At 40.0% G+C, this 19881-nt stretch carries 25 protein-coding genes and 1 tRNA gene; 6 read left to right on the forward strand and 20 right to left on the reverse strand.

The features are described from left to right. Window positions 1–216: 216 nt before the first annotated feature. Complete coding sequence (locus tag BLP33_RS26505) at window positions 217–663, forward strand: hypothetical protein (RefSeq protein ID WP_090534883.1); 447 nt, start codon at window positions 217–219, stop codon at window positions 661–663. Window positions 664–707: 44 nt separating this feature from the next. On the opposite strand, the gene BLP33_RS26510 is transcribed toward BLP33_RS26505, so the two are convergent. After that, window positions 708–1877: a site-specific integrase gene (locus tag BLP33_RS26510; RefSeq protein ID WP_090534885.1), complete on the reverse strand. Its 1170-nt coding sequence runs from the start codon at window positions 1875–1877 to the stop codon at window positions 708–710. A gap of 35 nt (window positions 1878–1912) precedes the next feature. Between BLP33_RS26510 and BLP33_RS26515 the strand changes: the two genes are divergently transcribed. Further along, window positions 1913–2002: transfer RNA gene (locus BLP33_RS26515), tRNA-OTHER, on the forward strand. Window positions 2003–2614: 612 nt separating this feature from the next. Here BLP33_RS26515 and BLP33_RS26520 read toward each other — a convergent pair. The 7 genes from BLP33_RS26520 to BLP33_RS26550 form a co-directional block, all read right to left on the reverse strand. Further along, entirely contained in the window at window positions 2615–2968 is a 354-nt protein-coding gene (locus BLP33_RS26520) for a type II toxin-antitoxin system PemK/MazF family toxin (RefSeq protein ID WP_090534886.1), read from the reverse strand. Window positions 2969–2977: 9 nt separating this feature from the next. After that, window positions 2978–3454: a hypothetical protein gene (locus BLP33_RS26525; RefSeq protein WP_139160085.1), complete on the reverse strand. Its 477-nt coding sequence runs from the start codon at window positions 3452–3454 to the stop codon at window positions 2978–2980. A 388-nt stretch (window positions 3455–3842) separates the two neighbouring features. Then, entirely contained in the window at window positions 3843–4058 is a 216-nt protein-coding gene (locus BLP33_RS26530; RefSeq protein WP_090534890.1) for a hypothetical protein, read from the reverse strand. A gap of 223 nt (window positions 4059–4281) precedes the next feature. Next, complete coding sequence (locus BLP33_RS26535; protein ID WP_090534891.1) at window positions 4282–4593, reverse strand: hypothetical protein; 312 nt, start codon at window positions 4591–4593, stop codon at window positions 4282–4284. 25 nt (window positions 4594–4618) lie between these two features. After that, window positions 4619–4957, reverse strand: coding sequence for a hypothetical protein (locus tag BLP33_RS26540; protein WP_090534893.1), 339 nt, complete (start codon window positions 4955–4957; stop codon window positions 4619–4621). A gap of 6 nt (window positions 4958–4963) precedes the next feature. Beyond that, the gene (locus tag BLP33_RS26545; protein WP_090534894.1) at window positions 4964–5503 is read right to left on the reverse strand and encodes a hypothetical protein; all 540 of its coding nucleotides are present in this window, start codon (window positions 5501–5503) and stop codon (window positions 4964–4966) included. A 145-nt stretch (window positions 5504–5648) separates the two neighbouring features. Beyond that, window positions 5649–5930: a helix-turn-helix domain-containing protein gene (locus tag BLP33_RS26550; RefSeq protein WP_090534896.1), complete on the reverse strand. Its 282-nt coding sequence runs from the start codon at window positions 5928–5930 to the stop codon at window positions 5649–5651. Window positions 5931–6057: 127 nt separating this feature from the next. Here BLP33_RS26550 and BLP33_RS26555 point away from each other — a divergent pair, with 127 nt between their 5' ends. Genes BLP33_RS26555 through BLP33_RS26565 form a run of 3 tightly spaced genes read left to right on the forward strand, consistent with a single transcriptional unit; the run spans window position 6058 to window position 7297 of the window. Next, window positions 6058–6447: a hypothetical protein gene (locus BLP33_RS26555; RefSeq protein ID WP_139160086.1), complete on the forward strand. Its 390-nt coding sequence runs from the start codon at window positions 6058–6060 to the stop codon at window positions 6445–6447. Between the two features lie 59 nt (window positions 6448–6506). Beyond that, complete coding sequence (locus BLP33_RS26560) at window positions 6507–6848, forward strand: hypothetical protein (RefSeq protein WP_090534899.1); 342 nt, start codon at window positions 6507–6509, stop codon at window positions 6846–6848. Window positions 6849–6859: 11 nt separating this feature from the next. Next, window positions 6860–7297 carry a hypothetical protein gene (locus BLP33_RS26565; protein ID WP_090534901.1) on the forward strand — a complete coding sequence of 146 codons (438 nt, stop codon included), beginning with the start codon at window positions 6860–6862 and terminating at the stop codon, window positions 7295–7297. A gap of 282 nt (window positions 7298–7579) precedes the next feature. On the opposite strand, the gene BLP33_RS26570 is transcribed toward BLP33_RS26565, so the two are convergent. Then, window positions 7580–8308 (reverse strand): hypothetical protein, encoded by a 729-nt coding sequence (locus BLP33_RS26570; RefSeq protein WP_090534902.1) that lies wholly within the window; start codon window positions 8306–8308, stop codon window positions 7580–7582. Between the two features lie 233 nt (window positions 8309–8541). Further along, entirely contained in the window at window positions 8542–10491 is a 1950-nt protein-coding gene (locus BLP33_RS26575) for a phage tail tape measure protein (protein WP_090534904.1), read from the reverse strand. Window positions 10492–10521: 30 nt separating this feature from the next. Here BLP33_RS26575 and BLP33_RS26580 point away from each other — a divergent pair, with 30 nt between their 5' ends. Next, window positions 10522–10701 carry a hypothetical protein gene (locus BLP33_RS26580; RefSeq protein WP_090534905.1) on the forward strand — a complete coding sequence of 60 codons (180 nt, stop codon included), beginning with the start codon at window positions 10522–10524 and terminating at the stop codon, window positions 10699–10701. Window positions 10702–10976: 275 nt separating this feature from the next. Here the strand turns inward: BLP33_RS26580 and BLP33_RS26585 are convergent, their stop codons facing one another. The 10 genes from BLP33_RS26585 to BLP33_RS26630 all read right to left on the reverse strand — a co-directional run bounded on the left by BLP33_RS26585 (window position 10977) and on the right by BLP33_RS26630 (window position 19768). Next, window positions 10977–11399 (reverse strand): hypothetical protein, encoded by a 423-nt coding sequence (locus BLP33_RS26585; RefSeq protein WP_090534907.1) that lies wholly within the window; start codon window positions 11397–11399, stop codon window positions 10977–10979. Window positions 11400–11441: 42 nt separating this feature from the next. Next, on the reverse strand, window positions 11442–13352 hold the full coding sequence (locus BLP33_RS26590) for a toprim domain-containing protein (RefSeq protein ID WP_090534908.1): 1911 nt from the start codon (window positions 13350–13352) through the stop codon (window positions 11442–11444). Further along, the gene (locus BLP33_RS26595; protein ID WP_090534910.1) at window positions 13349–14023 is read right to left on the reverse strand and encodes a Lin1244/Lin1753 domain-containing protein; all 675 of its coding nucleotides are present in this window, start codon (window positions 14021–14023) and stop codon (window positions 13349–13351) included. Before BLP33_RS26595 ends, BLP33_RS26590 begins: the two co-directional genes overlap by 4 nt. After that, the gene (locus tag BLP33_RS27260) at window positions 14005–14319 is read right to left on the reverse strand and encodes a hypothetical protein (protein WP_139160087.1); all 315 of its coding nucleotides are present in this window, start codon (window positions 14317–14319) and stop codon (window positions 14005–14007) included. The genes BLP33_RS26595 and BLP33_RS27260 overlap by 19 nt, the downstream gene beginning before the upstream one ends. A gap of 166 nt (window positions 14320–14485) precedes the next feature. Then, complete coding sequence (locus BLP33_RS26600) at window positions 14486–14767, reverse strand: helix-turn-helix domain-containing protein (protein WP_090534912.1); 282 nt, start codon at window positions 14765–14767, stop codon at window positions 14486–14488. Then, window positions 14755–15042: a helix-turn-helix domain-containing protein gene (locus tag BLP33_RS27920; protein WP_090534913.1), complete on the reverse strand. Its 288-nt coding sequence runs from the start codon at window positions 15040–15042 to the stop codon at window positions 14755–14757. Before BLP33_RS27920 ends, BLP33_RS26600 begins: the two co-directional genes overlap by 13 nt. 76 nt (window positions 15043–15118) lie before the next feature. After that, entirely contained in the window at window positions 15119–16222 is a 1104-nt protein-coding gene (locus tag BLP33_RS26610) for a hypothetical protein (protein ID WP_090534914.1), read from the reverse strand. Next, window positions 16222–17559 carry a site-specific integrase gene (locus tag BLP33_RS26615; protein ID WP_090534916.1) on the reverse strand — a complete coding sequence of 446 codons (1338 nt, stop codon included), beginning with the start codon at window positions 17557–17559 and terminating at the stop codon, window positions 16222–16224. Before BLP33_RS26615 ends, BLP33_RS26610 begins: the two co-directional genes overlap by 1 nt. Before the next feature lie 442 nt (window positions 17560–18001). Then, window positions 18002–18787: a helix-turn-helix domain-containing protein gene (locus BLP33_RS26625; protein ID WP_090534919.1), complete on the reverse strand. Its 786-nt coding sequence runs from the start codon at window positions 18785–18787 to the stop codon at window positions 18002–18004. A gap of 12 nt (window positions 18788–18799) precedes the next feature. Then, window positions 18800–19768 (reverse strand): SDR family oxidoreductase, encoded by a 969-nt coding sequence (locus BLP33_RS26630; protein WP_090534921.1) that lies wholly within the window; start codon window positions 19766–19768, stop codon window positions 18800–18802. Window positions 19769–19881 lie beyond the last annotated feature (113 nt).

A 19881-nucleotide genomic window follows, 5' to 3' on the forward strand; every position in this document is an offset into this window, starting at 1 on the left:
ATGAATTTTTATGTTCTTTGACATGCTGAGGTCGTGTTTGACCTGTTGTTTTTAACTGTACAATCCAGCCAAAAAGTGCACGTTGAGTTGGAACCAAATACAGCTAGTTCTGTTTCGAAACGAATGAAGGGCCGGATACTGCTCTTTAGGCGTAAGCCTGTATCAAGATCCTTAACACAGACGAAAGTCTATTACCAATTATTGTTTCATTACAAAATGTCAAATCAAACTGAGCCTCAAGGTTCCCCTCTCACTCCCATTCAACAACAACGTTATGATTATCTTTTCCCGATCTATGGTGAATTATCGTCGACAATAGTTCGCAACGTGTTCGGCAAAGGCAAAACCTCCTGGAATTCAACTTTAGAAAAGATTGATTCTGTTATTGAGGCCAAGCCTAAAGTGAAAGAGTATTATAACGGTCTGTATGAGACTTTTGAGTTATATCAAGTCTACACTCCAGGGCAAATTATCGGAAAGGTAAATGAAGCTCGTAGGGAAATGGGATTAATCCCTTACACCGAAAAGATTAAGATACAATCCGAAGCTGACTTCAATTTGGTCTTCTTTGTACGAGAGCATTATGAAGATGTAGTGGTTGAAAAAGTTCCGGTGAAAGTGTTTAAGGGGTATCAACCTGTTGCGAAGGTGTTACCAGCTTAGAACTTGGAAGCCCATCCATTTGTACGGATGGGCTTTTTTGTTTATCAAAGCTCTAATAGAGGTGCATACTTAGCAAGTTGTTCACTATCAATCTCTCCTAAGTTTCTAAGATACTTTAATGTTACGGTTATTGCTGAATGGCCTAAAAGCTGTTGCAAAAGGTGAACATCTTTAGTTCTTCGATACAATTGTACCGCTGCTGTATGCCTAAATGAGTAAATGGTTTGATCTTCGAATATCAAACCTAATTTGTACATCTTCGCCCAGGCTCTTGACCATTGGGTGTTAAAGTAGTACTCATTAAAAGGTACTGCATTCAAGCTAAAGATATTGTCGTGTCTTCCCAAACCGGCAAGTTTTCCTCTAAGTTCTACTCGGATATATTCGGGAATGTGAACTACTCTTACCCTGCCACCTTTGTTTTCTTCACCGGATAGATGGACTTCGCTAAGATCGCTTTTAAAACTGCCCATCGTAAGTAATCGCACTTCTTCATGAGGCCTTAACCACGCTCCGTATGTTAACAGGCTACAGATGTAAAGGTTCGGATTGTTAACCTTCAAATAATTTAATATCGGTTTTAACTGCTTCTTTTCGTAAGCCTTATGCAGTACGGCTTTGGATTTCTTCTTTTGGGATTTCTGAATTGTTTCCACTGGTTGGTCTATCAGCCTCCCTGCTGCGGAAAACAGTACACCAAGGTCGCGCCTTTTGTTCATGTAGTATGTGCCCGATGATCGAAACTGATTTAGAAACAAGTCAATCTTTGATGCAGATATGAGCGTTATTGGCCCACTCAAATCCTCGTTTGACATGTATTTCTTAAACTGTCGGTAGATAGACTTTAAATTGCGTTTGTATTTCTTGCTTAGGTCAGATTGTAATTTTGCGCGAGTTGCTTTAAACAGCAGGTAGATACAGGAATCGTGTATTGGTAGTTCGTTCGGCTTCGCTATTTCCTGTAGTTGCGGCTTTTGTACAGGCTTCGTCTTTGTTAATGGATAGGAATTTGCTTCTAAGGCTTTGTGAAACTCGAATCTAAGCTTTTCCAGCAGTTCGCTTCTCTGTGTTAACGAAGTTGCCTTGTTCGGGCTGATGTGTAAGCCTATCTTTTTCCCATTGTATTCTCGGACTCGGTTGTTATTGAAATAAAAAGTTATGTAAGCTCTTTGGGTAAGATCATCGCTTACAACAATTGTAGGTATTGTGAACATACTTGGCGCGTTTTTGGCGCATTCAGTATTACAATATCCCGAAAATGGCCTTTAAATGCACTATCGAAGGGTTGAGCAACAGATTTCTAATCTGTAGGTCTTTGGTTCGAATCCAAATGGGATCACTTAAAAAGCCTCATATAGATCATATGGGGCTTTTTTCTGTTTTTTTTGTGCGGATTTTGTGCGGTTTGTTTTGTTTGGGGCGTTTTCAATGCCCAGCTGCCTTTCCAGGGCTTCTATTTCCTTTCTCTGCGCAAACTAAAAACAAAAAGGCCTTTAAATAGGAATTTCAATCTTACTTGGTGCATTGAACAAACATTTCATCGAATAATTATTCCCACTTTAGTTGTACCTCCTTCTTGAAATCAATTGTCTGATGGTTTTGGCATTGTACTACTGCTTAAGAAATGAACACCTATCAATCCACCTTTCAAGTTTTGATACAGGTCTTTTATATGCGGTACCCTTCGGCCTGCCATTTAGCTTGCCGGAAACTCCCTTTTTAAAGCCCATTTTGTTGTTAATTATTGTTTTTTGTTGTTAATACCCAAAGATATCGGTGTGTGGAATTACGGTTAAATTCTTGGATTTACCTTTGGGGATTGGTAAAAATAAAGGCACAAAAAAGCCCTGCTCGATGGCAAGGCTGGATTTATAGAATATCTTTTAGATTACCGGGCTACTATGCCCGGGCCAAAGGACTTGATTTAGCTGACTTTTTGTTGAGGCAATTGCTATTTCCCGTTATTAATCTTTTCTATAATATGAGTTATTTGAGTCATTAATGGGCAGGTCCCAATTTTTCTTTCTATAAATTCAACTGAGAATGTTTTTATTTTTCCTGGCCTAATCCAAGTGTCTTTTGTTAAACCCATTGCATAACCTTCTTCAGAATCGAATTTAACAAAAATAGTATGCTCATCGTCTCCATCATTTTGAGACGTGCAATACACCGTAATTATATCAGAATTTTTATTTTGGTTTTGAAGAACAACAACTGGCCTTACTTTCAATATAGGTTTACCATTTGGATCTTTGCCGGCAGGATAAAGCATATTAACAACATCGCCGCGAAAAAATTTGGCCATTCGATGTACTTAATACTCATCGTCAGCCAGATCACCCCAAGAGTCCACTAGCTTTTGATACTTTTCAGGATCGTTTATTATTTTATCGGCATTATTAGGATATACTTTCTGAGACATTTCTCTTTGAGTGTATACTACTAACCGGTATGACTTTCTTACTTCTCTTCTAAGAAAGAATGACATAAACCAGTTTTCATCTTCAAGCTCCTCTAAAATCTCAGGTATTTTTATCTCTAAGTCTTTCAAAACATTATAGAAGTGAAGCTCAATTTCCATTTGCTTAACTTCGGTTTGTTTTTCAAATTTTGAAATATTCGATTTAAGATTCTTTTCGAAATGTTTTCTCGCGGTTCTAATTTGTCTGCAATATGAGATGTTATCGTGTATGCTTTGTTTTTGAGTTTTAAATCGCTCAATCATCTGTTCAATTACTTGGCATAATTGATCAAGAGGGGATAAGTTTGGCTTTTGGATTGCTAAATTCATGTGGTTCTTCATAACAATATTCCTTTCAGTCTATGTTATAGATGCCAAATATATACCAAACAAATTGAAAAAGATACATATCTTAATCAATCAGTAAAATAAGAGATATGCTGGTACCCATTTATTTATACTGCTATATAGGCGTTATTTAAATTCATTACAATAGCGTTTTTAGCCCTCACAGTGAATTATTGATGCCTAAATTGTATAAGTTCATATTCATGTTCATAAAATTGGTTTAAACCAAAATTAACGTTGAAAAACTTTTTTTAATTTGTGACAAAAAAATGACAATTAAAACTTGCGGATTTAAACCTTGCTGAATTTTTGGCCGGTTTACTGGGCATCGGGTAATCAACAACGTGGTTTTTTAAATTCCACTACCTGGCTATTCCTTGTTAGATAGCTTTTTCACCAATTCCTTTAGGTCTTTATTTTCTTGTCCGATTATACTAACCTGTTGAAGTAGCATTACCACCAATTCCTCATTGAGCTCTTTCGCGTAACACGCGGTTTTGTAATCCAATTCATTGCCCGGCCCGATAGAAAGATTAACCTCAGCGACCAGTTGTAAGTTGCGGGCAATTTTTTCCGTTAAATTCATGATTTTTCTATAAAATGTGATACCTAAAGTGATACCTTTTTACTTTATTAATTTAAAAAAGGCTCATATTGGCTTAAAAAGCCATTTTTATATATTCTTTTGCGGAGTGATTAGGGCTTGAACACTGAATTTCAAGCGTTTTTTTTGATTATCATTAATCAGCTAATCTTCTATCTTAGAGCCATTTAAATTTTGTTGGGACCAGAGAAATGCCCATAAAATTTTAGGGAGTTTTTTTATTCTTTGTTATTGGGTCCGAATGCAATCCAGCCTCGTTCGGCTTTATTCTCAATTCTCTCTCCAATGTTTCTATTCTCTCATATTCTTTTGCGAACATCTTTTTGGCCCGCGCCTGCTGTCTGGGGCGATCTGCTTCAATTTCAGCTACACATTTTTCATGAAAAAGTTGCTTTTTGCTTTTCCTTGCTGGTTTTGGCGGTATATCTGGAGATGCTGGTTGCGACGATATGAGTTTTTTTATATTCTCATTTATTTCTGAAAGGAGATCTATAATCAAGTCAAGCTTATCACTCATAATATCATTAATTAGAAAACATCTATTATCCCTCAAACACCGGCTCCCAACCCGGAAAATATTCCTGTATCGCCTCTATCCTGGCCCTGTTCTTTTTCACCGTAGCCTTAAAGGCCTTTAAGTTCATCATCCTGATAAAATCAGGGTCAAGGTTGTACTTGTTTGGTTTTGCGGCTTTTACCGGCACAACTACCGATTTTTCACCAGCAGTTTTATTAGCCATCTTTTCGGTAAGTTTAATGGCCATGGCTATATTCATGTTACCAGCCGCTACCTCTGCCTGTATTACTGCCTTAAATGCTGCAAGCTGATCCATCATAGCAATATGAGCTTTCGGCTGGACAACTTCTTTTTTCCTTGCCATACTGATTTATTTATTTGTTTCTAACGATGCAGACACCGAATAGGTTTTTATAGCGGTGGTGACCGCCTCGCTGATATCAACCTTGCCGGTATAACTATAAAACGATGTGTTACCGGAATCATCCAGGTTCTTTGTCATTTCTGTAGTGTTAATAATCGCGGAGTGTAGGACAAAGCCATATTCGTCAATAAAATCAACTGTCAAGCGGCCGGGAAGATAATTATCGCTCAGGTCATTTATGCCAAATAGTTTAAAGGTGTAATATAAATTGCCGTTACGAAAAAGGGCCTTGATATTGCAATATGCACCGCGTTTAATAAAATTCAGCGAATTATCTTTTAAGCTGATTAATTGAGGTTTTGATGATGATAGCTTTGGAATATCGGTGCTACTCATATCTCCAATTTCCTTTACCTCGTTGCCAATTACCCGGTATACTTTATCATCATGAATAAATGTGTTTTCGCCAACTGAAGTGTAGTTAGGTCGGCATGAGGAGCCTGCTATAGCTATCGCTGATAGTATGGCCATGTGGATTGATTTCATTGTGATTGGTTTATTAAGGGCAATATACCAACAAATGATTGGAATGATGTATTTCCTCTGAAGGAATATTTATCTTAGCAAACCGGGGGAGCGTTTTGGAAACGCATTGTAGCATGATTATGTTTGATTTGCAGCCCCCGGCTTGTTACTTTCCGTCTACCGCGACTAACCACTTTTCAAGCTCTGACCATTTGAAAAGCACCTTTTTGCCGGATTTATAATAGGGTATCTTGTTTTGTGACACCATGTTATATAGGGTACCTTTTACCAGATTTAATTTTTCTGCGGCCTGTTCTACGGTTATTAATGGCTCATCAATTTCAATTGTTGGCATTCCTGGTATAGCGTTTAATACCGCTTGCACTTCTTCCCGGATGATCTGTCTAAATTCCTGATCCGTGTAGGTGGCTTTAATGATATGTTTCATGTAATTATTTTGTTTTAACAAAGGTATAAATTAATCATAATTAAACAAATATTAAAAATAATTATATAAAATGTTTGTTTTTGTGATTTTAGTTGTACATTAGCTATTGCAAATCAATTTTAAAACCATGTTACAAACAACAACTTACCAGGGTAATCAATTCAAGTTATTGATCGCTCCATTGGCACCAGCGCCGATTTTCAGCAAGCCTGCTGTAAACAAACAATTACCGGCCATTTATTATGTAGATGATGTTGTTCTTTTAGGGACCAGCATAGAAGTAGAATACACTTTAAACGATGAGTGGTTAACCGCCTCAATTGAATTTCAGACTGTAAGGGCTTTCGTAATAAAAACAGGCATGAATGATTACTGCTTTGATACCGCTGATTGTGGCGGTTGTCACGTGCAGGATAGCGGATCTTTTGAGGTTGATACATACATCAGCGAAAATCTCAACGATACAGTACTGGCTTATCTACAATCAATTAAGGCTGGGCAATACAGCCTTAACTAACGAAGCCTAACCATTGCATTAACAAAATTATCTGAAATCACCATTTAAAGTAAAGGATTATGGACAACAACACACAGCGCGCTCAACAAATACGAGCCATGAGGAATAAAGATATTTTAAACACCATTAACGAGTTTTTCACTATTGGAGGCCCGGAGCACCATATTGAGAATATGACCGATTTGTTAAAAGAGGTTTTTGTAAATTATGATGCGTATGAACTTGATGAAAACAGTAAACCTACTTATAGGTATCTAACATTGAGCCCAGAATACTTAATAGAAAAGATTTACATGACTTGCGATGCAATTAAATTCATTGCTCAACTTGGGAGTAATTTTGAAGCCTTTAGAGAATTTGGGGGCATGGAACAATTTGAAAATAACGGGTTGCAAAGCTAAATTTTAAAACAATGGAAATTCAAAATATAGATCTTGAGCAGAATGAAATAGCTGCGATACAGGGACTTTTCACCGGATTTAAACATTTTAGCCCAAGTAATATAGGCTCAGATGCAGGAATGATGCCAGGTAATCATTTTATTTATAATATAATCGCCGGCAATGCTCTGTTTGATGAATTAAACCACGTTATTGATATTTGGGGCGATCCTGCAACAAGCTTCAACAAATTAGAAAAGGTATTTGGATCATACCTGCAATGTAATCCCGTTGAAGCGGATAGCACTTTTAATATGTTTTGTTTCATTTGTCGCCTGATACTCAAAATTAAAGATAGCGCTGATTTTGTCGAAATAGAACACCTGAAGTATTCACGGGTTAACGATGCATTAGATAGCCTTGATAGTTTAGGGCAATCAAATTCTCAAATATTGTTTACCGCGAAGTGACACGCGTACCTGTAAATTACAGAATTAAAAAGGCCCCGCTGAAAACCAGCAGGGCCTTTTTAATTCATAGACGACTTATAATCATGATTATTAATAATTTTCTTAACCCTTGCTGATATAATAAACGTAATGATTCATAGCAAGATGATGGATTGTTTTATGCGTAAAAAAGGTGTTTATGTAAATGCCAGTTACCCCATAGCGCTATATCTACTATCGCATTAAGCGAGGTTGCATCGGCTGCGACCGCGTTATTGGTCTTTGTGAGATACTTACTGACCCTTATTTCTCTCCACGTCCCCTTGATACTGAGAAAGTATCAATTAACCTATCAATATCCTCATCCGCCTGTCGGCCGGCATCATCAACGCATTTCTGCAAAATGCCCATAAGCTCACCTACCAATTGGGTGTATAAAGTCATGTCGCCATTAACCAACCTAGCGCAAATCAAACTGGCAAAGTTTTGACAACCATTCTCAAAGCTATTGAAGATCGTTTTGCAATAAACCTCTTGTATATTATGCACCAAGTCAATTGGTAATAGGCTTCCGGAAAGTTTATCAATCTGAATGTTCTCCTTGATAACTTTAGCAGCAACCAACTCGCCATCGCCCTTAATTTTCATCCTGATATAACGCTGCATACTTTCAGTATCTTCATCACCTTTACCCTGCCGGCCACCTTTATTGCCTGCAAACAAGGCAAGCAAAGCTTCAGGGCTTAATGATTCAGGCATAGGATTATCATCATAGTCATCATCAACATCCGCATCTGGCTTACCCTTGCGCGGGTTAACCGGTATCCTGGAAATAATATCCTGCATCTCCTTTTTTGAGTCGAGGGCACTCTTTCGCTTATCTCTAAAAGCTTTGTTTATCGGGTTTGTTGTGTCGATAAACTTACCTTTATCACCATGAACTATAACCTTCTTACGGCTTATGTAACTCCGTAAGCTGTCCATGTCAATGCCGCATAAGTCGGCAAAATCCTGTCTCGATACTTGACCCATAAAAAAAATATTGTTTCGGTAGTAATAAATCAGTAAAATAGTGGCTTGAATATCATTTAAACGCAGTTTTTGTCGGCAAACAGTTACACCTGAATTTTGTATCGAAACAAAAACCGAAACACGGTTAAATCAGGTGTAACTATGTGTTTGCTGGGATGCGCAACGTATTGCAGGAAATGGAAACTCGTTCCACAGTACCTTAGCTAATTATGTTAGCAAGTCCGACCCATGCCTTACATGTTTTTAATAAAGTCCTGTATCGCTGTTGATATTACATTTACTTTTACAGGTTCGTTGCCCTTAACTCCATGCGTACGCATGGGTTTAATGAGGCCGGGGCCGGAAACCTTTGTACTCTTAACTGCACCGCCCGGATCATGCATGTATACATCAACCCTGCTGGGAGCGGCGGCAGGTGCCTGGCTTTGCATCTGTGATACAAACACAGGTGTTTGTGCTAACGTAGGCTTAGGCGGCGCTGGAGCTATTGAATTGTTTAGGACTATACCCATACCGGTCCTCATATTTGCAAGGCCATGCGCGGCGTTGCTTGCCCAATTCCAGTGTGTTAGTTTGCCGATGATATCCAGCATCTGCTGAAGCGGGTACAATATAGCATCCATAAGGACTTTACCCACAGTCTTGAATCCCTCAATTAAGCCGCCCGTTTTAAACGATGTGGTGATAGCATCCCAATTACGTCTGAATGATTGAATTAAGCTTATAACGAGCCCCAGTGGGCCCAAAAAGATAGATACAGCTGCGCCCCAATCGTCCCACTTTGCAATAACGGTAGTTACCACAGCTATTAAAGCTACAATGCCGGTAATTATCCAGCCGATTGGAGTAGCTTCAAGTGATATGCCGAATGCAGTTAGCACTACACCAAAGCCGGCAAATGCATCCGCTACCAGGCTAACGGTCATGGCCAGTGGTGATGCTACTAATAAAAATGCACCTAAACCTGCTGTGATTTTTATAATTGTATCAGTCAATTCCGGGTTTTTATCCATCCAGTTAATTACGCGGTCAACTATAGGACTAAGCTTTTGGCTAACTTTGGTTAGGGTGGGTAATAAATGCAGGCCTACTTCGATGCTAAACGCTTGTAGATTGTTCTTTAACAATGTAAACTGGCTGCTGGTAGTGCCTAACATGGTTTGAAACATATTGTTACCTGCATTGGGCTGGTTTTTCATGTCGCCCATGTTTTCTGTAAAGTGTCCGTATGCTTTACCACCTGGTGTTAACGCTGCTTGAGCGATAAACGCCCCGATACGGCCCCATGCTTTAGCCCTACGTAAACCCATTTTGTCAAGTGAGTGATTAACGGCTTCCATTGCAGGGACCAGTCCACCGAAGCGTTTTATTAGCTGCTGACCGGCAAAGGATCCGTGTACTCCTAACGATTTAAAAGCTTTGATCATTGTATCGTTCGGCTTTAATAGTGCTTGGGCCGCACCTTGAATTTGATTGTAGGCTTCTGCTGCCGATGATCCTTTAACAGTGAGGGCACCAGTCATTGCTAAAAACTCGTTTAGTTTTACACCGGCAAGTTGAACAGATATTGCAGCCTTTCCAAAACCTTCGCTCATCTGGCCAATTGTGGTTTTTCCATTCCTTACCACAAGGGCCAGTTTGTTGTAAATCTGAGCTGCAGTATCACCTTCGCCGCCAAAAACTACCATCACAGATGATAACAGGTGTGAGGCCTCTTTAACGCTGCCTAAGCCGGCTACAGATAGCTTTGCAGAGTTATTTATAGCATCGAGCCCTTTTGCACCCTTAATGCCAGCGCTATTGATGATATACAAACCTTCAGCAACATCTTCATAAGCTACCGGCACCTTTCGGGTAATATCCAGTACGCCCCGGTTCATGGCAACCATCTGTTTTGCGTTCAGGCCTGCTATGGTATTAACCTTAGCCATGGTATGTTCAAACGCTACCGCTTCTCTTGCTGAATGAATAAACGGCGAAAGGATGGCGGCCCCGGCTATTGCTGTATAACCGGCTATGCTACGTGCGCGGGTGGAGATATTTTGCATACTTCCAATAAACCTCTGGTTAGCCTGCATTGCCACGTTGGTGAAGCTGGTTAACTTCCCTTGCATGCGCCCTAATACGCCACTGAATCTATCGATGGCCGTAAAGGTGGTAGGTATGGTTAATGATACACTCATCTCTTTATAATTATTAGTGGAACAGGGGGTATGGACATTGTCTTATTTAGCTTAAGCATACGTTTCACCAATGGTGAATTATTTAACTCTTCAAGCCGTTTCATTAAAAGCGATTTGGCCAATGCTGGGGAAAAGGTAGATGTCGACCTGGTAAAAGCAGGGGCGCTTAATCTGGCCGCTAATGGACCATCTACAAGTTTGTATTTGTGATTTGCAAGCGTAGCTGATTTATCCAGTGACAGGATTGCGTTGGGTAAGATCTTCCTTTTTACCCAATTCGAGTTTTCTAATGTTGCTGCCATATAAATTATTTTTTCTTTGTTGTGTCGGTTAAATGTTCACGTTGTTCAAATATTTCATCGTACCAGTACAATATACCATGGTGATCTCGGTCATCACAGTACATTGTATCGATATGCTGGTTACTTGCCCACTGTAGGTTTAACCCAAGTGTTTTGATCACCCCATCTATCTCAATGGGATGTCTATAAAAAAACCGCAGTTAATTTTGTGATTACCTCCAGGTCAAAATTTTCTATCTTATCCAGCATGGCCGCCGGCTGATCAATCAAATAGGCAATAAGGCGTATCGATAGCTCAAACTGATCATTAGGCATTGTAAGGCCATGTTGCAGATTCTTCATAGTCATCACCGGCACACGGGTTTTAAATTTTACTTCTCCCAATGCTGTACCGCCTTCGGTATTTTTAACAGGCTTTTCAAGGGTAAGAACCGGCTTGCTATCTTCAAAAATTAGGTTGCCTAATTTTATTGCCTCAATAGGGGCAAAAAACTCATCCTTAAACTGCTCTTCGTCTTTAATTGGCTTACGAATAAAGCTTTTGTAAAAGTTCTTGAAGTCTTCGATAGCTATTTCTTCAGCTATCACATAGTTTGTTGTTTCCATATATTTATTATTAAAAATTTCAGTTATTTATTTCAATGCGGGCTAAAATGGCGGTTCCCGCTCATTTGTAGAGATGGACCAGTTATTGTCATCCTTGTCATTGTGCCCAAACAGACTATTGCTATTGGGATCGGCCTGCTTATCGCTGTACGCCACGCCTGATAGCCAACATATATCATCTTCATTGCTGCGACCGGCATCTATTTGGGATTGCGTTGCCAATAGGGGTAAAAGCCGTGTGTTATAGTCGCAATACCTATATTTGATCATTCCTTTTTTACCCAAGTGCTCCCACTTAACCTTTTGGATGTGTATTTCAGTATTTTGGGTTTCATCATTCCTGAAGACTGTAAATCCGTTTTGCGTTATATTGAAGAAATGCGCGGATCCCGAGATACTGTACAAGTTTGGCACCTGGTAGTTGATGTTTCCCGTACCAACATCTTTCTGCATTTTGGTGGGGTGGGCAACTAAAAAAGTATGTACCCCATGTCTTTGATTAAATTTTACAATTTTTATAAGTTGCTCAGCAGTATATTTTACTTCAGAATAGCCGTTAGGTATGTTGCTTTCAATTCGATTCCAGGGGTCGATGATCAGTCCTTTAATTCCTTTTTTTAGTACCAGCTGCTTTGCCTTTTCAAGAATAGTATCAAGTAAGAAATCTTCACTTTCCGGATATATGATATGGAATTTTTCGGTTAACCATGCCCTCATACTGTCCATACCTTGTTCTGATATGTTTTTATAGCTTACGGGCTTTCCAAGTAGCTTTTTAATAAGCCTGAGTATGTACATCTCCTTTGGATGAGTTTCCGGGCTGAAAATGCCAAATGACCAACCCGCGTTAAGGCAAAGTTTTAGGCTAACCTGCTCTAAATAGATAGTTTTACCGTGGGATGGAATACCGGTAACAATCGTTAACTCTCCGGGCATAAAACGCAAGTATTCATCCAGCGTTGTATCGCCAGTTCTGTCACCGTCTGGCAGACCGTTTCGATAGATATCCATAACGCCGGGCCAAAGGTCATTTACTGAAAATATGCCAGCAATAGGAAACTCTTTAGCAGATTCAAGCAACTTTAATAAACCTTGCTCTCCGCGTACCCTTAAATAATCATTGGCATCTTTTAGGCCGTCAAAAGAGAGTGTAAAACACCGTTCATACCCTAACCTTCGCGCCAACTCATCTCTTAAAGCGTGCCCAGCTGTATCGTCATCAGTTGAAAGGTATATTTTAGTTTTATTTTCAAAGTATGCATGGCAGTTATCGAGATATTCGATTTTACCACCTTTACTTGCTCCGTTTGGTACACTGATTACCGCCTTGTATCCAGCCTGGTGCCATGACATCGCATCGATCTCACCCTCACATATGATACATTCGGCACTATCTTTGGCTGCATTGATATTATAAAATATCAGTTCTGCATCCTTAGCAAGTTTAAAGTTCTTTTTACCGTCCCGATATTTGATATTAATCAGCTCATCACCACGCCAGTAGTTAAACTGAACTGTATTTACTCTGGCTAATCTGTTAGCTTCAACTTTAGCACTTTGATCATCGTTGCCAGCTTCCTTAAGTTTCTCAAAGTGATGATTAAATACCTGAGGCATCCATTCTCTTCCCTCGGTTACGCGGAAATCAATAAGGGTTTGCTGTTTAATTGATCGGCCGGAAAACCATTTTACCAAATCCGTTGAAAGTGAAGTTTTGTTGTTAAATACGGGCCTTAAATAAATCTTCTTTTCAAACACCGGCCTTTCAAACACCCGACCTTTCCAATCGCAGTTATGGCATTTGTATGTCCCATCTTCAATGTTAACACTTAAGCACAGATCTCTTTTATTTTTACGAGAATGCGAACAGTTGGGGCAAATTGTTTTTCCTGATCCGGAAATACGTTTAAGATCGATCCCCAGATCTTCCAGCATCTGTCTATTGTTGATCATGACACAAATCCCCTTTCTTTATGAACAGGGGCCTGATTTTCGGGCGTAAACCAATTGGTTCTTAACTTTTGTTTCCAGTTTATTACCTGATTGCCGTTGGTGTCATGCCAATTGCCTGTATCGTAATGTTTAAATGCGCGAATGGCAGCTGTTTCAGAAAAGCCGTTTTCAATAAAGTAGGCTTTGACCTCAATAATATCAGGTGGGGTAAATACCTTTCCTTTATTGTTCTTTCCTTTACTATTCTTTCCTTTTATATCCTTTATAGCATTGCTATCGCTATTAGTTTGCAATGCGTTCGCATAATTACCTGCTTTATCCCATCTTTTATTTGCACTATTGGCAGCTTTTTGCGACTTCTCGGCACGTACTTGTAAACGGCGGTCAACACTTTCGGACCAGAATAATGATCCGTCATTTTTAAAAAGCTCAAAGTCGTTGATAAGTGAAGTAATGCAAGTGCTATCCGAATGCAATGCGAATGCATAGCTTTCAATTTCTGATAATTGTAATTTGCCTCCCTGCTCGTAAAGCATTTCTATCAAATCCCAGTAAGTACCTTTGCCCGCTTGCCCTAATTTCATTAGTACCTTTAAAAGCTTAGGATCGTTACGAGCACCGTAATCGTGTGAAAAGAAATAAGTATCCTTGCTCATGCCGGTACCCTCCATGAAGGCAAAATGTAACGCGTAGAGCCTTCTATTTCAATTGTTATAGCCCAGGTCTCAGATAGTGCATTATTTAATCCATGTACCGCATCAGTTGTTGGGCATTGCATCAGTCTAATAAAATCACTATGGCTAACCGGCTGATTATTTTTAATGATGTCCAGCGCCTTGAAGGTTAGTAAGGCATCTTTTACCTCTGCAAGTATTTTATTTGCATCATGGCCGCTATTATAAGGCGGTGGTGGCGATGATAGTCGAGGTGTAAGACTGTATTTTTTTATAAAGAGATTGCTCTGCATTTGTATTCTATTAAGATTACCTATTGCAGCTGTAGGCCTTGTGTTGAAGTTTTAATTATAATGTCTGCAAACTTGTGCAGTACAATTAATTGATTAACTTTTCCTTAGCTTATTAAAAGAGAATTTTAAAGGATATGGCCGTGTCACCGGTTATATCCTTTTTTTATTAAAATTTACCTGGTTGCGCTTTGCTTTTGATGTAGAGGTCGATATCTGACCGTTTGATAAAAACAAGTTTGCCGATATTGAAGACAGGAAGCTGCTTACTTCTTATCAGGTTGTTAATTGTTGATAACGATACCCTCAATGCTGTTGCCGCCTCTTTTTTTGTAAGATTGGCAGGGTCAATTTCTGATTTTGTTTCTGGGGTGTTTATTGACTCTTCGCGGATAGCGGCCCGGACCATGCTTATAAAATCCTCCCGCGTTGCTACAATTAATGTTTGCATATCTTGTTGCTATTGTTTGAATGTTGGGTGCTGAACTGTTCTAAATCGGACCAGTTAATACGTATCTGCCGGCCTATGTTAAAAGCAGGTAGCTGATTTAGCCTAATTAGTTTGCGAAGGGTTGGAATGGAGATATTCAGGAACTCACAGGCCTCATAGCGAGTGGCTGGCGGCTTCGTGGATAAAGCAGGCTGCCGAATTATATTGAGGTCGGTTAAAATATCAACTAAGGCAGATTTCAAGCCTTCTTTTGATACTATGTATTGTGCTTCCATTTCCGTGTTTTTACCTTGTTTTCCAAAAGTAAAGACACGGATTGTGCTCTTTATTTATCTAAAGCTTTATAAAGTTTTATAAAGCTTTGGTCGAAAGCATATTTTCGATCAATTGTTTTTCGGTGGAGTATTGGCTGTTTTTTTGGGTAACTCTGGAGGGAATTGTCACTGCATTATATAATGGCTTCTGTTTGTCAAATATTTTGTTAAGTGAAGCAACCAAAGCGCTCATTTTGATATTTATGGTATTTGCGCCTGCCGCTCTATTTGGGGGATCGAAATTAGTCGAATCGGTACATTTTAGTTCAGTTAACGCATAAAGCATGTCCTTTATTCGATTAACATGAGCGTTTTTATATTCTGTTTTTAACTTCGATATAATCGATTGGCCGGCGGTATTAAGAAAATCATTCTCAAAGTAACTGGAGTTGTTATTGGTTGGTGGAGGAATTGAAGCCTGAGTATTTGAACTTGATGTGCTGTTTATCTCATACCATGTAATCAATGGCAGCTCACCAGGTAATGAGCCAGCGGAAAACCTGTTTAATCGCTTTTCTGATATCCTGCTAATTCCTAAGTTGGGAGTTTGAATCGAATCAATTGAAAATGATCGATTAAGTCCGGCTTTGATTTTATCAATAACACCAATTCGGGTAATTATATCTTCTATGATGTCGTCAATGAGGTTGGGAGTAATTTTTAATTTGTCGATACTTGAATAGTCTGGACCAATGTACTTAAATGCAAGGTTGTTACAGTTAGTGAAAAAGGTTTTAAACGAGTTTGCCGGATCAGCTGGGTTTAAATCCAAAGAGTCAATACTATTTAAATAACTCTCTATAAATTGTACTTTTCTAAAAGCAATATCTTGCTGTAACGTTGCCAATTCAAGAATGGCATCTCTAATTACTACTCCCGCCTTATGTATATCAAGCATTATTACATCTTCGCTTGTACGATCATTTTTTAATTCTGCCAATCGTTTGATCTTGATTTCTTTGCTATCGCTTGATTGGAGGATTGAAAGCCAGGCATCATCCTGTTTGATGCTTTCAATCAGGGAATTAGGGAATCTATCGTAAGTTGAGTACTTTAATATTAGGAATCTTGTATTGTCATAATTAACGATATCGAAAAAGAATGACATTAAATTTTCAAATATTGTATCGTAATTTTCCATTAAACTAAACCTCCGCTAATTGCCTTCATCGTTTGCCTATTCCATATCTCCCGCATTACTTCGGCTTTTTCTTTCGGAGTAACTTTAATGTAATTTAAAAATGCTTTTTCGGTCGTGTGGCCGGTAACTTCCATTATAACTATGGTAGGTACACCCATTTTAAACATGTTTGATGCAAATGCGCGCCTGGCAGTATGTGTTGATACCAATTCATTTAAAGGTTGTTTTATTATGTAATTGGTGCCGCCCTTTGCTTTTTCGAGGCTAACAAGATCCGTAAGCCCAACTTCTTTAGAAACCTCTTTTATGTAAGCATTCAGCTTTACATTTGAAATGGCAGGGGGTAAGGAATTTGTTGTTTTGCCCTTATATCTCGACATGATCTCCTTTACAGCGCTATGTATTGGTATGGCAACGTTTTTGCCGGTCTTTTGGGTTTTAATCTCAATGAAATCTTCTGATAGGTTTTTGGCTTTTATATTGGTGAAATCCGAAAACCTTAATCCGGTCCAGCAACCTAATAGAAATAAATCCCTTGCTTTCTCTAATCTGCTATCCTTTGAAAAGTCATGGTTTAACATGGTTTCGAGCTGCTCACTTGTAAGGTAAACATTTTCAACACTCACAGCTACTTTAACAAATCTTTTACTGGTGTATTGATTGTTGGTGTGGAGCTTCTCTTCTTTGCTTTCGTTCATGCAGGTTTTGAGAAATTTAACTACTGTGCCGAAATAGTTATCTGACAGCCTTTCCACTTGGTATGCAAATTCTTTAAGCTCGAAATAAAAATCAAGTGTTATATCATCGAACTTGAATGACTTAACGCCTTTATGAGCGGCAAAGCGCTTCAAAACGCCATATGCGCTATTATAGTGTCTAATTGTGCCGGGAGCGTATTTAACACCATGCGCCTTTACTCTTTTACCGCTTTTGGTATCGGCGATCACCTGATCGATATATGTGAAAAGATCTTTTGTAGTCACCTTAGCTTCGGTGCCTGGCAGCTTTCCGCCATTGTTAATAACTTGTATGGCTAATTCCCGTAGTGTATCAGGCTCAGGGTAAGCTTTTGTCGATATCGTTAGATGGTCAAATGCAATATCAATGCTATCCCTTACCAACTTCAGGCTTTGAGCGATCATAGGACCATCTTTAAAGCTGGCCATTTGTCGCGGTTCCTGGTTTTTAACATTCCAGTAGCGTGGTTCGATGGCTATCCCACTTGAAAACACCGAGCGAGTACTATTATACCGCACAAAACAGCGTAGTGGAGTAAGCTTACTGGCTGCTTTTGTTTGCTGCAATACAAATTTTACTGTGTGTTTAAAGGTTGCCATGATATTTGATTTTGCTTAATCAAATATAACACTTTGTGCGGATTTTGTGCGGAAAATTTGAATGTTGTTGAATATTGGTGACGCGTGGTATCAGGAAAACCCGCTTTATTGATGCTTATAAGCTGTTTTTGTATGGTGTGAAATTTCGGTAATTGCAGGGTTATCGTCCAAATGGGATCACTTATAAGAAAAGCCGTTTCGTATACATAGAAACGGCTTTTTTTGTACATGAGGGCACTTTTGAGGGCCGGCCATATCTTGAATCGACAGTCGTCGTGTCAGCTTGACCCGGAATATAGTGGTCAAGTTCAACAGAATCTCCACCCACCAACGAGTATTGTATCAACTTTGTAGCCCCTGTAAAAGTCATTACTAAGTGAGTTCATATGTGCTATTTCTCCGGTAAGCGAGTTATAGACTATACGAAAGTCTGGTTCTTTTTTCAGTAAAGCACAGCAGTCGGCGCAAGCCCGAATTGCTTTTTAAAGGCAAAGGAAAAATGGGACAGATTTTCGAAGCCCAGCTCAAGATAAATGTCTTTGGGCTTTTGGCTTTGCTGGTGGATGAGAAAGTAAGCTTCTTCCAATCGCTTTTTTGTCAGCCAGCGTCCGGGCGTGTCGTTATAGATTTGTTGGAAGTCACGCTTGAAAGCGGATAGGCTCCTGCCTGTCAGAAACGCGAAGCGCTCCAAAGGGACATTAAACCTGAAGTTCCGGGTCATGAAAGCTTCGATGTCTATCTTTTGCGGCGCACCGAAGTTGAATAATACGGCAGCAAGGCCTGGGTCGTTTTTGAGCAGGATCAATAGCAGTTCTTCCCGCTTGAGATCTGCAAAAGCTTCCTCGATCTCGGCCTCGCCCCTATAATAGGGTTCGAGGGAATGGATGAAGCTGGTGAGTAGCTGATCGTCCTTGACCGGCCGGATGGAATCGTCTGACGTGGCGATGCCGGTATCTACCCGGTGCCGGGCTAAAAACCGTTTTAAAAAGGCTTCATCCAGGACGATAACGATCTTTTTAAAGTCACCGTCCTGCTGCTGCTTGGTGTAGCGTAGCAAATGGTTCTTACGGGCGATGCAGCTGTCGCCGGGATGAAAGTGGTAATGCTTGTCGCCACTATATGCCAGCATAGAGCCTTTTAGGAGGTACAGAAAGAAATGATCGGATATGACCTGTTCGGGAGACATTCCGGGACCTAAATGACAGGATTGCAGACTACTGGTGATCATACTCAAAAATACTTAATTCAAAAGACTATCCACACTTGCCAATATCACTTCTTCCTTACTGCGAGGATACCAATTCAATACCCGCTGTGCCTTTTCGTTGGAAATGGCAATATAGAAGGATTCATCCAGCGGTTTCAGGTCGGCGATGTTTCCGGCGTATTCGGGTCTTTCTTTCCGGATAAGCTCAGCCACGTCGTAAAGGCTCATGACGCCGATGGCTGTTGCCAGGAAGCGCTCGCCCGCTGCGGCCGGATGTGTCATTGCTTTGAGGTGAATATCGGCTACATCACGCACATCTACCACGCCAAAAGTGAAGGGCAGCGTTTCTTTGATCTGGCCATCCAATACGCCTTTCACAAAGCCGATAGAGGTGGAGAAGTCTTTTCCCAGGGCAGGGCCAAATACGCCAACCGGGTTTATTACGGTGAGTTCCATGCCGTGGTCCTCGCTGTTGATCCAGTCCCAGGCAGCTTTTTCGGCAATCGTTTTAGATTTGATGTAGGCGCGGTCTGTTAGTTCGGGGTCTGTCCAGTCTTCTTCGGTAAAGGTGTAGCCTTTGGGATCTTTGCTGTAGCCGATGGCGGCAAAGGATGAGGTTAATACCACGCGCTTCACACCGGCATAGCGGGCGGCTTTCAATACCCGTAACGCGCCATCCCGTGCGGGTATAATCAGCTCGTTGGCATCTTCGGGTTCTTCGGCAGGAAATGGGGAAGCTACGTGCAGCACATAGGTGCAGCCATCAGCTGCCCGGTTCCAGTTTCGGTCATTAGTCAGGTCTGCTTCCACAAAGGTGAGGTTTTCAAAGGATTTGATTCCGGCACCTTTGAGCAGGTTAATTACTTCGTCTTTTCTTTTTAAGGAGCGAAGGGTTGTTTTAACAGTGTAGCCTTGTTGTAAGAGTTGAAGGATACAATAGATGCCAATGAAGCCTGTGCCACCTGTTACTAATACGGTTGGTTGTTTGATGTTATTTTCCATTTTGAATTTTCTTTTGACAAAGATGGCGCTAATGCGGCTTGCCTGTTTTGTTTAGAAGTTCAACTTTGTTTTGTTTAAAAGTCCAGAAAATTTGATTTTGCTTTAATCCGCTG

Origin of the sequence: Mucilaginibacter sp. NFR10 (genome assembly GCF_900100445.1) — a bacterium.
In the GTDB taxonomy this organism is placed as follows: domain Bacteria; phylum Bacteroidota; class Bacteroidia; order Sphingobacteriales; family Sphingobacteriaceae; genus Mucilaginibacter; species Mucilaginibacter rubeus.